Raw genomic sequence first — 14983 nt, forward strand, 5'->3', positions numbered from 1 at the left:
AAAGGTAATAGGACCAGAAAGGACTGCTACGGAAAAGACCAAGGCCTAAAGGGAGAAGTAGGTCCTGAGGGGAATGGATACCAAGGCTGGAAGCCGAAACTTTATAACGACGACCACCATCAAATATGAAAAGAACCGAATCAAAATGGTTAGACTCGGAAAAAAGGCTACGTAGTTTATCACTTTCGCTAGAAAATACTAATACTGAACACATTATGGATTAAGATTGTAATGAAGACACAAAGGTAGGAAGGAAAAGAAGGGAAACAAACACGCACGTGACCGAATGCTTACTTCCCACGGTCGTGGTAATATCTTCTCACGGCCGTGGGAAGATCCTACCACAGCCGTGGAGAGATCTCGTCACGGCCGTGGAGAATTAGCAATATCGGTGCTTTAGGGGAACAATAGCGGCACCCTGGTTGAACAATAACGGTGTCTTAGCGGAATAATGCAGGCTTGGTAAATAAGGGATAATAGCTGCATAGTGTAGTTTTAAACAATAATAGGCTGACAATAAAAGACGGAAATCTTTATTGTCAGCCTATTGTCAGCTTCTATTGTCAGTAGGTAATAGCTTGAAAACAATCACTTTATGAAGCCATATCTCTTGGCCTGACAATAAAAACCATTTTTTATAAATTTTCAATGTAGCCTAAGTTCAACTTAGCCTCAAATTATATATGGAATGGTATTACCTATCGAATCTGAATACTGCACGTTTGCAAGTCATTTTCATTTGAACTGTTTCCGTAAAGTATCTTATATGTTCCGCTTAAAGGACGTATGGTATTGGTCGCTGTATCGAACCATTCGAAAGAATCGTAAGGAAGCTCTATACTGACGTTCTGTGTTTTACCTTTAGCAATGTTGACCCGTTGGAAACCACGAAGAGTTTTTTGTGGACCTTCTTTGTCGTCGGGACGGCAGATGTACACTTGCACCACTTCTTCACCGTCTCTCTGTCCGACGTTACTTACCGGGATGGTAAGGATTGCCTTTTCGCCTTTGTTTAATTTCGATTGGTTCAGGGTCGCTTTTCCATAAGAGAAACGGGTATAACTTAAACCGTAGCCGAATGGATAAAGAGGTGTTTCCGTCATAAAACGGTAGGTACGCCCTTTCATCGAATAATCTTCATAATCCGGCAATTGTTGTATGCTTTTATAGAAGGTGATAGGCAGACGTCCGGCAGGATTGTAATCTCCGAAAAGAACATCGGCAACGGCTGTTCCACCTGCCTGTCCGGGATACCATGCTTGTAGAATCGCATCACAACTTTGAGTTTCGGGTACGATAGCCATCGCCGAACCGGAGAAATTAACAAATACCGTTTTCTTTCCATTCTTTTTCAATAGAGCGAGCACTTCGCGCTGGATGGCGGGCAATTCGATTTCCGTACGGTCGCCACCTTTGAATCCGGGATCAGATACCCGCATCGATTCTCCTTCCAACAGGGGAGAGATACCTCCGGCGAAGATGACTACATCTGCATTTTTCAACTTGTTTAGAACTTCGCGCGCATCCATTGGAGTCTGTTTAGCCAGATCGAAATGAAGTGTAGGGTTGTCTTTTACTTGAATAAAATGCAATTGAATGTCATAACTCTTTCCAGCTTCATAATTGAACGAATACAGGTTGGTGTGATTCTTGATATTGGTTGCTTCCGCTATCTGCTTGCCGTTGAGGAATAAGGTAACTCCTCCATTCGTCATCACGCGGAAAGTGGCGGCGCCGGAATCTGTCGGACGGAAAGTAGAACGATAGATGGCGGTGAAATTCTTCAATCCTACACCCGGAGCAAATACGGTAGAACCTTCTGCGCTGAAATGGAAAGGAGTAGTCAGACGGTCGGTTGCGGCAATCTTGCCTTTATATTCGCGGTTATTCCAATAGGTGGCGCTGAATCCGGCCTTTCCGTCGATACTGCATTGGTTGAACAAGCTGTGCAGGGTGGTATCGTTCGTGTATCCGCACACAGGTTCGTAGATGATTTGTGCGTCGGGAAGTTTGGCGCGTATTCCTTCCAGTAAAGTTACGGTGTGTGAAGGGAAACCGTTGTAATTACCCCATTGCATCACCGAGTCGTTGGCGTTGGGGCCGATCACTGCGACTTTCATTTGACGGTTTAATGGAAGGATATTGTTCTTGTTCTGAAGCAATACCAGACTTTCATGCGCCATTTTCAGTGCCAGTTCTTTATGCTTGGGGCAGTCGATAACAGAATAAGGAATGTTACTCCACGGATGAGTCGGATTCATTTCTCCCAGTTCGAAGCGGGCTTTCAGCAATCTTTTGACTGATGTGTTGATTTTCTCTTCCGAAATCAGACCTTTTTTCACGGCATCGGTGATACTTTTGAAGTTACCGCCACATTCGAGGTCTGTTCCGTTTAAAACAGCGTCGGCAGAAGCGTGGACGGCATCGGGATGCGTTTCATGTTTTTTGCGTTGGAAGAAATCTCCGATTGCTCCGCAGTCGGTTACTACGATTCCCTTGAATCCCCAATCGTTACGGAGAATTTGGGTTAACAGACGATTGCTGCCACAGCAGGGATCGCCCTCAAAACGGTTGTAAGCGCACATCACTTCTTTTACTCCTGCCTTTTGTACCAGTTCTTTGAAAGCTGGAAGGTAAGTTTCCCATAAATCTCTGGGAGCAATGTTCTCTGCATTGAAGCTGTGGCGGTTCCATTCCGGTCCCGAGTGAACGGCAAAGTGTTTGGCGCAGGCGTGAAGTTTGTCGTATTCGGCATCTTCCGGTCCTTGCAGACCTCTGACTACTGCCATTCCCATGCGTCCGCTCAAATAAGGGTCTTCGCCGTATGTTTCCTGTCCCCGTCCCCAGCGAGGGTCGCGGAATATATTGACGTTGGGAGTCCACATGGTCAATCCCTGATAACGTTTATACTGTCCTCTTTCATTGAACTGGCGGTTCTTGGCACGTGCTTCGTCGGATACGGCATCAAAGACTTCATATAGTAATTCGTCGTTGAAAGAAGCTGCCATACCTATGGCTTGCGGAAAAACAGTAGCCAGTCCGGCACGGGCAACGCCATGAAGGGCCTCGTTCCACCATTCATACGGCTTAATGCCAAGCCGGGGAATAGCCGGCGAGTTGTTTTGCATCAATGCTACTTTTTCTTCTAATGTGAGGCGTTGAAGTAAATCGTCCGCCCGTTGTTCCGCAGTCAGCTTCGTGTCCTGATAGGGATACTTGCTGGGTTGTTGTGCCTGTACATTTACCCCTTGAATTCCGATAAGACAGGCAATGATCCATTGCTTTTTCATTTTCTAGTTCTTTTGGTTTTTAGATTTGAGGCTGCAATAGTACGCGCTTTTCATTATTTTTGTGGGGATTATCCGGTAGAAAAGGAGGAATTCTTCACTTTTTCCTCTCTTTGTATTCTGATGGCGTAATTCCTATCACTTTCTTGAAGCATTTGCTGAAATACTTCGGATCGTTGAACCCCGTCATATATGCTACCTGCGAGAAGTTGTATTCGTCGCTGTCAATCAACTGGACGGCACGTTTGATACGTATTTCCCGTATAAAGTCCACAGGTGTCAGTCCGACGATTGATTTTAATTTCCGGTAGAAGATGGTACGGCTAAGCATCAGTTGTTCTGCAAACTGGTCAATGGTTAGTTCGGCATTGTCCATCTGCTCTTCCATGTATGCCATTACTTTCTCCATAAATTGCTCGTCGTACGGAGTAATTTGCGGTTGCGAAGGAGTGAGAAGATCTGGAGAAGAGGCAGTCTTTCCTTCCATCAGCCTGTTCATATAAATTTCCTGCAATGCTTTGCGCTGGCGTAGCAGGGAAGCGATACGAGTTTTTAGATAAGTGGCACTGAAAGGTTTGGTGATGTAATCGTCAATACCTTGTTCCAATCCGGCGATGCGATCGTCCAAAGAAGCCTTCGCTGATAACACAATGATGGGGATATGGCAAATATTATTGTTTTCTTTGATTTGCCTGATCATCTCTAAACCATCCATCACAGGCATCATGACATCACTGATAATCAGGTCCGGCAAATCGTCAACAGCATGCTGCAATCCTTCTTCACCGTTGGAAGCGGTTATCACTGTGTAGTTCTCCGATAGAATGTTCTTCAGAAAAGCTTTCAACTCTTCATTATCTTCTACTACCAATATGGAGAAGCCATCCGAATGATTCTCAAGCTCTTCTTTTTCCTCCATCTCTTCCGGTGCTTTCATGCTGTCAACCGGATGAGGCGTTGAACTTTGGCTGTCGTTCAGGATAAACTCTACCTGCACATCTTCTTCGAAAACCTCCCGTTGTAAAGGCAAACTTACGGTGAAACGACTGCCTACTCCCGGCTGACTGTCCACTGTAATAGTGCCATGATGCATTTCCACCATCTCTTTCACCAAAGATAATCCGATGCCGGAAGAAGGTTGCAGAATATTCTGTTTGACCAATGATTCGAAACGTTGGAACAAAGAATGTTGCTTTTCTACTGCAATTCCGATTCCTTCGTCTGCCACTTCTATCTCTATCGTCTTTTCTTTCGTCGTCATATTGACCGTTATTGATTTATCGGCAGGTGTATATTTGAATGCGTTGGAAAGCAGATTGAAGAATATCTTTTCAAATTTATCTCTGTCCACCCAGCTATACACCGATTGGATGGTAGAGGTCAACTGATAGTTTATATTCTTTTCTTCGGCTATCGATTTAAAGCTACTCATCACCTTTTGCAAAAGTGGAATCAAATCGGTCTCTTCAATCAATAGTTTCATCTTTTGATTCTGAATCTTGCGAAAATCCAGAATCTGATTCATCAGCCGGAGCATGCGTTCTGTATTCTGATGTACCAGAGTCAAGTGTTCACGGGCGGAAGGAGAAAGAGGTTCATTCTCCAACACCTCTGTCACAGGGCTGCTGATTAGTGTCAGCGGAGTGCGTAACTCATGAGATATGTCAGTAAAAAATCGCAGTTTGATATTTGCCAATTGTTGCTCCATATCTACTCTGTGGCGTAACCGGTAGATGTAAAACAACACATATACGATACTTGCCGTGAAAAGTATAAACAGAATGAAATAGAGCAACCATGCCCAATATGTTTCCCAAAAGGTGGGGAGTACATGTATTTGCAGAGTCCGTACATTGTCTACCCAAACTCCCTCACTGTTTGTAGATTTTATCTGCAACTGGTACTTGCCGGCAGGCAAATTGATGTAACTTGCAGAACGGTTATTGTCAGCTTCATTCCATTCATCCTCTAGCCCTTGCAGGCGATAGGCATATAGAATCCCCTTCGGATTGACGTAATCAAGCGCAGCAAACTGGAAAGTAACATTCCTTTGCGACGGCTCCAGTTCCAGTTCTTCCAGATCGTCGATAGAATGAGCGGTGGAATGTCCTTGAATCTTGAGTCCTGTAAATACAATGGGAGGAACATAACCACTTTTCCGCATCTTTTCTGGAGAAACTTCCAGAAAACCTTTATCAGTTCCCAATACAATTTGATTGCGGGCATTGATAATAGGAAGAGCTTCGGAGAAGTTGAACTCTTGGTAGATGGAACTCAATTCATAATTCTCAAATGTTTCTTTGACAGGATTGAATTTGGAAAGAGCAATTTCCGAAACAACCCATAATTGATTCTGCGCATCTTCAATCATCGATAGTGCCAGGTCGGAAGCCAATCCGTCGTTCTTGTCATAGTTCTTGAATTGGATATTCTCGCTAAGTAAGTTGGGAGATATCACTTTGTTTACGCCTCCGGTAAAACTAATCACATAAGTGGTTTTATTTTTGTCTGTATAAATGTGCATGATATCGTTGGCATTAAGACTGTTTTTATCTCCCGGCCTGCGGATATTCCGGTAGAATTTAATCTCTTCCAGCCGTTCGAAGTTGTTCGAGAATGTAAGCAATCCATTAGTCGTTCCCACTAGAATGACTCCTCCCGGAGCTTCGGTGATATTACGTACTTTCATTCCGTAAGCTATGGGGTAGTTTCTTAATTCATTATTGCTATGGATAAATGAGGTTTTTCCATCTTTTGTTTGTGTCAGCAAATTTAACCCGCCTCCATAACACCCCACCCAGATATTATTGCGACTATCCTGAAAGATTGTATAAATGCTATTGCTGCTTAAACTGTAAGGATCATTGGGCTGGTGCTCAAAATGGTGAATAGAGTAATGATTTTCTCTTGCTTTTTGGTTTACTCCTATCTTTGGGGAAACTCCTGTGCTTTTTAGTTGGAAGAGACCGATATCTTTTGTCCCCAACCAGATATTTCCTTCTTTATCTTCCAGAATAGAATATACTCCATTAAAGAAAGCTTGCTTTTCTTTTGTGATATTCCCTTGTTTGGATAAATATCCCACCAGGCTGCCATCCGGTGCAAATATTTGAATATAATTAGACTTCGATGCGGTCCAAAGGCGATTATGACTGTCTTGCAGGAATGCCCGTGTTTCCGCCTCGTAATCAGTCAAATTGAATTGATAACTTTGTGGAAAGAAACATAACTTTTCTACGCCGCGTGCTGTCGCAAACCAGCAGTTTCCCTGATTATCCAATGTATAATACCTGACTAACGGACTGAAAATGGATTTGGGATTATTGATGTCTGTAAGAAGCGGTTTGAGAGTTTTTTCTTTTCTGTCGTAATAGCAGAAGTTTCCTTCTGTGGGGAGTAGCCATAGGTTGTTGGCATTATCTTCAAATATAAGTTTGCGACTTTTGCGTCCATGCTTGATAATTTCATCTTTGGGAGTGAACAGATGTTCTTTCTCATTGGTCGCTAGATTAAGACGGACGATACCAGGATCTTTTGAAAAGATCCAGATCTCTCCTTGACAATCCTGATAGACGGATTCTACAAAGTTAGAAGTCTGTGTAGCGGTGCGGATATCGATTTGCTGGAAACTGTTTTGGGGAATAGAATACAATATCAGTCCATTGTCTGTTCCCAATGCCAACATATCTTTCCCTATCGTAGTAACATTGTTTATCTTATCGTGCGGATAAGGAATATCTACAAATTTCAGCTTTTTAGTATGAAAATCATACCTGGCTAACTTATCATTCTCTGCGATCAGATAGATACTTTCTTTTATTTGAGTGATAAATTGAAAAGGAAAGTCGGTATCCAACGTTTTCTTTCCTATGATGGAAACGCCTTTGTCCGTCAATATCCATTCATCTTCTTCAGAGTCTTGGTAAACGTTAAATATCTGGTCACCTTTCAGGTTGTGATTCGAAGGTGCATAAAGTGTGATACCTTCTCCCTTTTTACATAGTTGTTCGTCTACTCTGAAGGCATATCCGTTTTCACAGAGAATCCAGGCAATCCCTTTCTCCAATGAATAGATACGTGTAACATAATTAGTTTGTTTCGTGGAAAGTTCAATAGGTTGAAGCACATCAATAAACTTCTCGGACTCTACATCAAAAAGGCAAGCTTGCCCATCGTAAGTGGGGCACCATATATCTCCGTATTTGCTTTCTGAAATAGTTCCCATACGATTACTTCCGAATGCGTATTTACTCTCTTGTGAAGTTTTGTAAGTCTTAAACGTGTAGCCGTCAAACTTGTTAAGCCCATTCCAGGTACTAAACCAGATGAGTCCTTTCTGATCTTGCAATATGTTCATTACTACTCCTTGGGCAAGACCGTCACTCACCGAAAAATGTTTCACCTGGCAGATCGGTTGAGCAATTAGAGTGATCGCTATTGTTAGAAAAAGAAATAAAGTATGGAGCCGTTTCATAGTAGTTGCTTTAATGTTTATAGCAAAAATAGATAAAACAATGCAGAATAGAAAGTTCGATAAGTGGTTTGAACAAATTATACTCGTTTTTGCTTATTTTTTCCTCTTCTTACTATATAGTATTGATCTCGCTTCTTTGTTTTGGAAAAGTGAAATGAATAATATTCGTTAAAAAAATCCTCTTTATAATCTTATTCAGAATATAAAGAGGATAATTTTATTGACAAGAGTTGCATGGGGTATGGTGAGATGAAATCATAATTGGGGAATAATTGCACAAGACTTTCACAAGTATCCTCCTGCCAATGCCTAAAATCATGACAAAGCTAATTAAATAGTTTTTTGAATAGCAATGTTTATTAATTTATCTTATGGAATTTATGAAATTTTTAATATATTGAAGATATTTTGTGTCAACTTTCCATAACTCGCTGATTTTGCTTATGTTTGTAGGTAAAATAAAGAAAGAAGTGAATGAACATGTCTACGCAGCTATTATATAATGATTTTCCTACTTTTTTGCGGAAATATTTTCCTTACAAGGTACAAAAGATTTCATTGAACGCAGGTTTCACTTGTCCTAATCGTGACGGAACAAAAGGATGGGGCGGATGTACATATTGCAATAACCAGACTTTTAATCCGGATTACTGCCGGACAGAGAAGTCTATCACTACCCAATTGGAAGAAGGGAAATGCTTTTTTGCCCATAAATATCCGGAAATGAAGTATTTGGCTTACTTTCAGGCCTATACCAATACGTATGCCGAACTGGAAGGCTTGAAGCGTAAATATGAAGAAGCGTTGACGGTAGACGGGGTGGTCGGATTGGTAATAGGTACACGCCCCGATTGTATGCCGGAGAGTTTGTTGCGTTACTTGGAAGAATTGAACAAACATACTTTCCTTATGGTTGAATATGGGATCGAGAGCACTTGCGACGAAACCTTAAAACGCATTAACCGGGGGCATACTTATGCCGATACGGTGGAAGCCGTCCGGCGGACAGCCGCCTGTGGTATCCTGACAGGCGGACATATCATCCTCGGACTTCCGGGAGAAACGCATGATACGATGGTGGCACAAGCGGAAATACTTTCCGATCTGCCTTTAGCTACACTCAAGATCCATCAGTTACAATTGATTCGTGGTACACGAATGGCGCATGAGTATGATGAAGCTCCTGATGGTTTTCATTTGTTTAACGAGGTGGAGGAATACATTGATCTGGTGATTGATTATGTAGAACATCTTCGTCCCGATATAGTTGTGGAGCGTTTTGTTTCCCAATCTCCTAAAGATTTATTAATAGCTCCGGACTGGGGATTGAAAAATTATGAATTTGTAGCGCGTTTACAAAAAAGAATGAAAGAAAGAGGTGCTTATCAAGGTAAGAAGTATAGGGATTCGGAAAAAAGGATTATTTTTGCAGACGATAAACTTACCACTGAATAAATAGCTGTTTGAGCGGAATATAGATGGTGGAAGAAATATAAATGGATTTGAAGAATGGAACATAAAACAAGAATTAAAGGAAATGTCCACTATGTGGGAGTGAATGACCGTAACAAGCACAGATTTGAAGGGATGTGGCCATTGCCCTATGGAGTTTCATATAACTCTTATCTGATTGATGATGAAATGGTGGCATTGGTGGATACGGTAGATATTTGTTATTTTGAAGTCTACTTGCGCAAGATCAAGCAAGTGATTGGAGAACGTCCTATTAATTATTTGATTATAAACCACATGGAACCGGATCATTCGGGATCTATCCGACTGATTAAGCAACATTATCCGGAAATTATTATCGTGGGTAACAAGCAGACCTTCGGTATGATTGAAGGTTTCTATGGTGTAACCGGCGAACAGTATCTGGTAAAGGAAGGTGATTTCTTAGCTTTGGGACATCATAAACTGCGTTTTTATATGACTCCGATGGTGCATTGGCCGGAAACGATGATGACTTTTGATGAAACGGACGGCGTTCTTTTCTCCGGCGACGGATTCGGATGCTTTGGCACTGTAGATGGCGGATTCCTGGATACGCGGATCAATGTGGATAAGTATTGGGGGGAAATGGTTCGTTACTACTCTAACATCGTAGGCAAATACGGAAGCCCCGTGCAAAAAGCTTTGCAAAAATTGGGTGGACTACCTATTTCTGCTATCTGTTCTACACATGGACCGGTATGGACAGAGAATATTGCCAAGGTAATTGGTATCTATGACCGTTTGAGTCGTTATGATGCAGACGAAGGTGTTGTTATTGCTTATGGAAGCATGTATGGAAATACGGAGCAAATGGCGGAAGCTATTGCAGAAGAGCTTTCGGCACAGGGTGTTAAGAACATTGTCATGCATAATGTGACAAAGAGCCATCCTTCTTATATTATAGCGGATATTTTCCGTTACAAGGGATTGATTATCGGTTCTCCCACTTATAGCAATCAGATATTCCCGGAAGTGGAAGCGCTGCTCTCAAAGATTCTGTTGCGTGAGGTGAAGGGACGCTATTTGGGTTATTTCGGTTCTTTCACATGGGCAGGTGCTGCTGTGAAACGTCTGGCAGAGTTTGCGGAAAAGAGCAAATTCGAATTGGTCGGTGATCCGGTGGAGATGAAACAGGCAATGAAGGACCTGACTTATACTCAATGCGAAAATCTGGCACGTGCCATGGCGGATCGTTTGAAGAAAGATCGTTAAAACTGTGAATGAGATAATAATTTATTAACTAACCTATAAAACAATCGACTTATGAGACTTATTATTCAGCCGGACTATCAGTCCGTATCTCTGTGGGCTGCACATTATGTTGCTGCTAAAATAAAAGCTGCCAATCCAACCCCCGAAAAACCATTTGTATTGGGCTGCCCCACCGGATCTTCTCCTCTGGGTATGTATAAAGCTTTGATCGACCTGAATAAGAAAGGAATCGTTTCCTTCCAGAATGTGGTAACATTCAACATGGACGAATATGTAGGATTGCCAAAAGAACATCCGGAAAGCTATTATTCTTTCATGTGGAATAACTTTTTCGGTCATATCGACATCAAACCGGAGAATACGAATATTCTGAATGGTAATGCTCCGGATTTGGATGCAGAGTGTGCACGTTATGAAGAAAAGATCAAGTCATACGGTGGTATCGATCTGTTCATGGGCGGTATCGGTCCTGACGGACATATTGCGTTCAACGAACCGGGATCTTCATTGACTTCACGCACTCGTCAGAAAACATTGACGATGGATACCATCATTGCTAATTCCCGTTTCTTCGATAATGACATCAACAAAGTTCCTAAGACTTCTTTGACAGTGGGAGTGGGTACTGTGCTTTCTGCAAAAGAAGTGATGATTATTGTAAACGGTCATAACAAAGCTCGTGCTTTGTATCATGCAGTAGAAGGTGCTATCACGCAGATGTGGACAATCAGTGCATTGCAAATGCATGAAAAAGGTATTATTGTTTGTGATGATGCTGCTACGGCGGAATTGAAAGTAGGTACTTACCGTTACTTCAAAGATATCGAGTCTGCTCATTTGGATCCGGAATCTTTGATTAAGTAAGCATAAAAAACTGATTCTATAAAAAGAGAATGGGCTGCATCAGTGTTGAATTGATTGCAGCCCATTTTGTATGTTAGAGATAGCTGTCTGCGGAATTAATTCTCTTCCAGCCAGCCTTTTCCCTGTCGGACGATTTCCAGTTCGTTATCCGTGCATTTCACTACCGTTGAAGGTTCTATACCTCCGATACCGCCGTCAATGACCAGATCAACGATGTCGCCGAACTTTTCATCTATAAGCTCGGGATCAGTCATATATTCCAAGTCCTCGTGCTCTTCGTATGGCAGTGTGGTGGTCATAATGGGAGCGTCCAGCAGGCGTGCGATTTCACGGCTGATGTTGTTGTCCGGCATACGGATACCTACTTCTTTCCGGTTGCGGAAGATTTTCGGTAACCGGTTGGTGCCGTTCAAAATAAAGGTAAATGGCCCCGGAAGATTATGCTTCATCAGTTTGAATACGTTATTGTCTACTTTCGCGTACTCGCTGATACTGCTTAAGTCATAACAGATGATAGACAGATTGTTTTTTCGAGGGTCTATCTCTTTAATCCGGCAGATCCGTTCTATGGCACGTTCCTTCAGACCATGGCAGCCGATGGCGTACATCGTATCGGTAGGATAGATGATAAGTCCGCCGTCATTCAGGATATCGATGATTCGTTGTAAATCCTGCGGGTTATTGTTTTTATCATATAGTTTCAGTAGCATATTAAAAGCTTCATCCCTTCCCTCTCGCAAAGGAGAAGGAGGAGGGACGAGTGGGTTAAATGGTTATTATTTTCTCTTTTTATTTGAGTTTCTTTTTCAAGAAATCCAGTGCCTTTTCCGCAGCTTTCTCTGTGACTTTCTGTTTGATTGAATCTTTGTTGGCGGTAGCGGCAGAGTCCAGGCCAAGTTTCTGTCCGAGTTTGCTGATTGCTTCATCGGCTACGGCTTCGACAGCTTGGTTGGCCATGCTCTTAGTATCTACGCTGACTTTCGGAGAGGTGAACGAACCTCCGATTTTCAAGTCAAGAGTCATTAACTTAGAGATATTGCCTACGGATGCGGGCAGTTTCACTTTACCGGAATAGTCGATGGTTTGATCGAGTCCTGTGCTGCCGGAAAGATTCAGTGTGTAGTCTCCCATCTTGATATCAAACGGTTTGGTTTCTACGCGGCCGTCTTTGATGGTGAAATCCAATGTCATGTCTTTCACTTTCATGTCTTTCAGGCTGGGTTGCTTCACGGCATCGGCTATCTGGTCGATTGCTTTTACTCCGCTTAAACTAAGGTCGCGGGTGGAAAGACTACCGTCACCCTGCATCGTATTCAGTACGGGGCTCATGGCTGCATCCAAATCTGTCAGGACGTTGATGCTTCCGGAGAAATTACCTTTCAGGTTTTCGAAGATAGGAGCCATTTTCTGCACCATATCCAGTTCTTTGTATGCTTGTGCAAAACCGATATTGGAGAGCTTGAATCCGGCTTTCATTTCCGGCTTCTTTATGTTGGCGGTGGAGTAGTAGCCGTTCATCACTACATTACCACCCATGGTGTTCATGGAAAGGTTTTTCATATCCACTTTGCCATCTTTTACAACAAGTTTGCCATTCATATTATTGAAAGACATCTTGTCGAATAACACCTGTTTCAGGTTAGCGTCCATTTGGAAGTCGATGTTACGGGGAACTTCAACAATACCTGTGGCGGCTGTAGCTACAGAGTCGGTGGACGCAGCTTCTGATGTGGAGGCTTCATCGGCAGAAGCGGTGATGAAGTCGTTCAGATTGAAGTAGTTGGAACGAATATTCAGGTTTCCTTTCAATGTGCTACCTTTCAATACATAACCGATGTAGTTTTCAAATCGGCTGTCGGCGGTGATATCGTTTTTTCCGATGTTGACAGTTGTTTCACTCAACTGGAGGTATTTCGGAGTGAAGGTGAAGAGAGACTTTTTAATCTCTACATCCGGCATATCTTTCATTTTGAGTTTCATGCCCGTCAGTCCGATAGTGCCCGAGGCTTGTATACGTTCGTATTCTTCTTTTTCGATGGATGAGAGGCGTCCCGACATTTGCATATCGGCGTCGATGGTACCGTTCAACTCCATGTCTCCAAGCGGGTAGACTTGTTTGATCATACCTAAGTTGAGTACTCCTTTCGCTTCTGCTTTAAAATCCGGATCACTGATCGGTGTTTTCACTGTAGCAGTCAGGCTAAACGGATTTCCGGCAAGGCGGAAACTGAACGGATTGATGTTGACCGTAGTCAGGTCGATATTTCCTCCGGGATTTTGAACGTTGGCACTGATGTTGATTTGATCTACTCCTGCCGGTAGAGCCGGATAGCGGAACATAGCATCCTTGACTTGCATGTCAATATTGAATGCCGGAACGGTGTCTCCTTGCAGGATACCTTTGGCCGTTGCGGTAAGCGTTGCAGTTCCGTCTGTTTTCAGGCTGGAGAATTCTGTGGCGTAAATGGCGGGAATTAATGACAATATTTCCTTGAAGCCTATATCGTTCGTGTTAAGTTTCAAGTCCATGTCGATAGCCGGGTCTTTCAAGGCTACCCAGCCGTCGATGCCTGCCTGAATGGCGTTGAGGCGGATGGTATTGTCTTTTAATGTGTATTTGTTATTGGCAAGGTCAGCATCTACGTCCATCTTGGCGGAGATATTGGCATTTGCCAGGAAAGGGATTCCATTCATCTTGTAGGTGAGTGATTTGGTTTCCGCTTCCAGTTTCAGAGTGGTACGTTCGCTTCCTAAGTCTCCGGCACAAATAGCGTTGAAGTCGCGGATATCAGCATACATCTTTCCTTGTTGATCGTCATAAATCAGATTCATGTTTTTGATAACAAAGCGTTGCAGTTTGACTTTGAAAGGAGAAGAGGCTTCTTCTTCTGCAGGCGTTTCGACTGTTGCTATTGTATCCGGTTTCATGATATCCCAGTTGGCACGTCCGTCCGGCAAGATAATGGCATGTAACTTCGTGTCTTCGATAAATATTTTAGAAATATCGTAACCGCTATCTCCGAAAAGGGAGAATAAGTTGACTGCGGCGGTAACTTCTCCGGCTTGTACAAGGGTGTCATTGGCAAATTCACCCGTACCCTTCAGCCAGAAATCTTCGAGAGTGACAGAAGCCTGTGGAAAATTGCGGAACAGACTAATGTTAAGGTTCTTAAAGTCAAATTGTGCGTTAAGCATCTTGTTGCCTTCTGTTTTTACAATGTCGGCTATCTTTCCTTGGAAGGCGAAAGGAAGAAGGAACATCAGAATGATAATTACTCCTACGGTGATAGCTGCGATTTTCAAACCTTTTTTCATTTGCTTCTATTTTAAGAGTTTGAGATATAATGAAGAGCAAAACTAATAAAACTTTTTGATAATAAGAGATAAAAGAGAAATTTTTAGGGATTCTTATTTTTAAATTAAGCGGAATCCAAAGGACTGGCTTCTGGCTTAATCCGAACTTCCGGTTTTAGTTCAAATCGGTGCAGAAATGAGATAAATGATCATTTTGCGGAGTGCCCTGAAAGGGCTTAATTATATAGCGTAGGGCAACGCCCTACGTAAAAACGACAATCTGAATTTGCGCCCTGAAAGGGCATAATTGTATACGGTTCCGCCCTTTCAGGGCTTGTGGCTGGTGTGTTTTTTTCGT

General features: G+C 42.7%; 7 protein-coding genes. 3 read left to right on the forward strand and 4 right to left on the reverse strand.

Going from position 1 to position 14983, the window contains the following annotated elements:
• Window positions 1–698 precede the first annotated feature (698 nt).
• Window positions 699–3290 carry a xylan 1,4-beta-xylosidase gene (xyl3A, locus tag HMPREF0106_RS11895; RefSeq protein WP_009040074.1) on the reverse strand — a complete coding sequence of 864 codons (2592 nt, stop codon included), beginning with the start codon at window positions 3288–3290 and terminating at the stop codon, window positions 699–701.
• A gap of 94 nt (window positions 3291–3384) precedes the next feature.
• A complete protein-coding gene (locus HMPREF0106_RS11890; RefSeq protein WP_009040075.1) occupies window positions 3385–7761 on the reverse strand; it encodes a two-component regulator propeller domain-containing protein in 4377 nt (1458 codons plus the stop codon).
• 474 nt (window positions 7762–8235) lie between these two features.
• Here HMPREF0106_RS11890 and HMPREF0106_RS11885 point away from each other — a divergent pair, with 474 nt between their 5' ends.
• The 3 genes from HMPREF0106_RS11885 to nagB are packed head-to-tail and all read left to right on the forward strand — an operon-like array spanning window position 8236 to window position 11331.
• Complete coding sequence (locus tag HMPREF0106_RS11885; RefSeq protein ID WP_009040076.1) at window positions 8236–9216, forward strand: TIGR01212 family radical SAM protein; 981 nt, start codon at window positions 8236–8238, stop codon at window positions 9214–9216.
• A gap of 54 nt (window positions 9217–9270) precedes the next feature.
• Window positions 9271–10467, forward strand: coding sequence for an FprA family A-type flavoprotein (locus tag HMPREF0106_RS11880; protein WP_008020770.1), 1197 nt, complete (start codon window positions 9271–9273; stop codon window positions 10465–10467).
• Between the two features lie 51 nt (window positions 10468–10518).
• On the forward strand, window positions 10519–11331 hold the full coding sequence (gene nagB / locus HMPREF0106_RS11875; RefSeq protein ID WP_004301540.1) for a glucosamine-6-phosphate deaminase: 813 nt from the start codon (window positions 10519–10521) through the stop codon (window positions 11329–11331).
• A 95-nt stretch (window positions 11332–11426) separates the two neighbouring features.
• Here the strand turns inward: nagB and HMPREF0106_RS11870 are convergent, their stop codons facing one another.
• The gene (locus tag HMPREF0106_RS11870) at window positions 11427–12041 is read right to left on the reverse strand and encodes an L-threonylcarbamoyladenylate synthase (RefSeq protein ID WP_004316726.1); all 615 of its coding nucleotides are present in this window, start codon (window positions 12039–12041) and stop codon (window positions 11427–11429) included.
• A gap of 79 nt (window positions 12042–12120) precedes the next feature.
• Entirely contained in the window at window positions 12121–14646 is a 2526-nt protein-coding gene (locus tag HMPREF0106_RS11865; RefSeq protein WP_009040077.1) for an AsmA-like C-terminal region-containing protein, read from the reverse strand.
• Window positions 14647–14983: the final 337 nt, after the last annotated feature.

This window comes from Bacteroides sp. D22 (assembly GCF_000163675.1).
In the GTDB taxonomy this organism is placed as follows: domain Bacteria; phylum Bacteroidota; class Bacteroidia; order Bacteroidales; family Bacteroidaceae; genus Bacteroides; species Bacteroides xylanisolvens.

Coding starts and splice junctions, on each gene's coding strand:
- xyl3A (WP_009040074.1), bottom strand. CDS start 3,290: ATGAAAAAGCAATGGATCATTGCCTGTCTTATCGGAATTCAAGGGGTA.
- HMPREF0106_RS11890 (WP_009040075.1), bottom strand. CDS start 7,761: ATGAAACGGCTCCATACTTTATTTCTTTTTCTAACAATAGCGATCACT.
- HMPREF0106_RS11885 (WP_009040076.1), top strand. CDS start 8,236: ATGAACATGTCTACGCAGCTATTATATAATGATTTTCCTACTTTTTTG.
- HMPREF0106_RS11880 (WP_008020770.1), top strand. CDS start 9,271: ATGGAACATAAAACAAGAATTAAAGGAAATGTCCACTATGTGGGAGTG.
- nagB (WP_004301540.1), top strand. CDS start 10,519: ATGAGACTTATTATTCAGCCGGACTATCAGTCCGTATCTCTGTGGGCT.
- HMPREF0106_RS11870 (WP_004316726.1), bottom strand. CDS start 12,041: ATGCTACTGAAACTATATGATAAAAACAATAACCCGCAGGATTTACAA.
- HMPREF0106_RS11865 (WP_009040077.1), bottom strand. CDS start 14,646: ATGAAAAAAGGTTTGAAAATCGCAGCTATCACCGTAGGAGTAATTATC.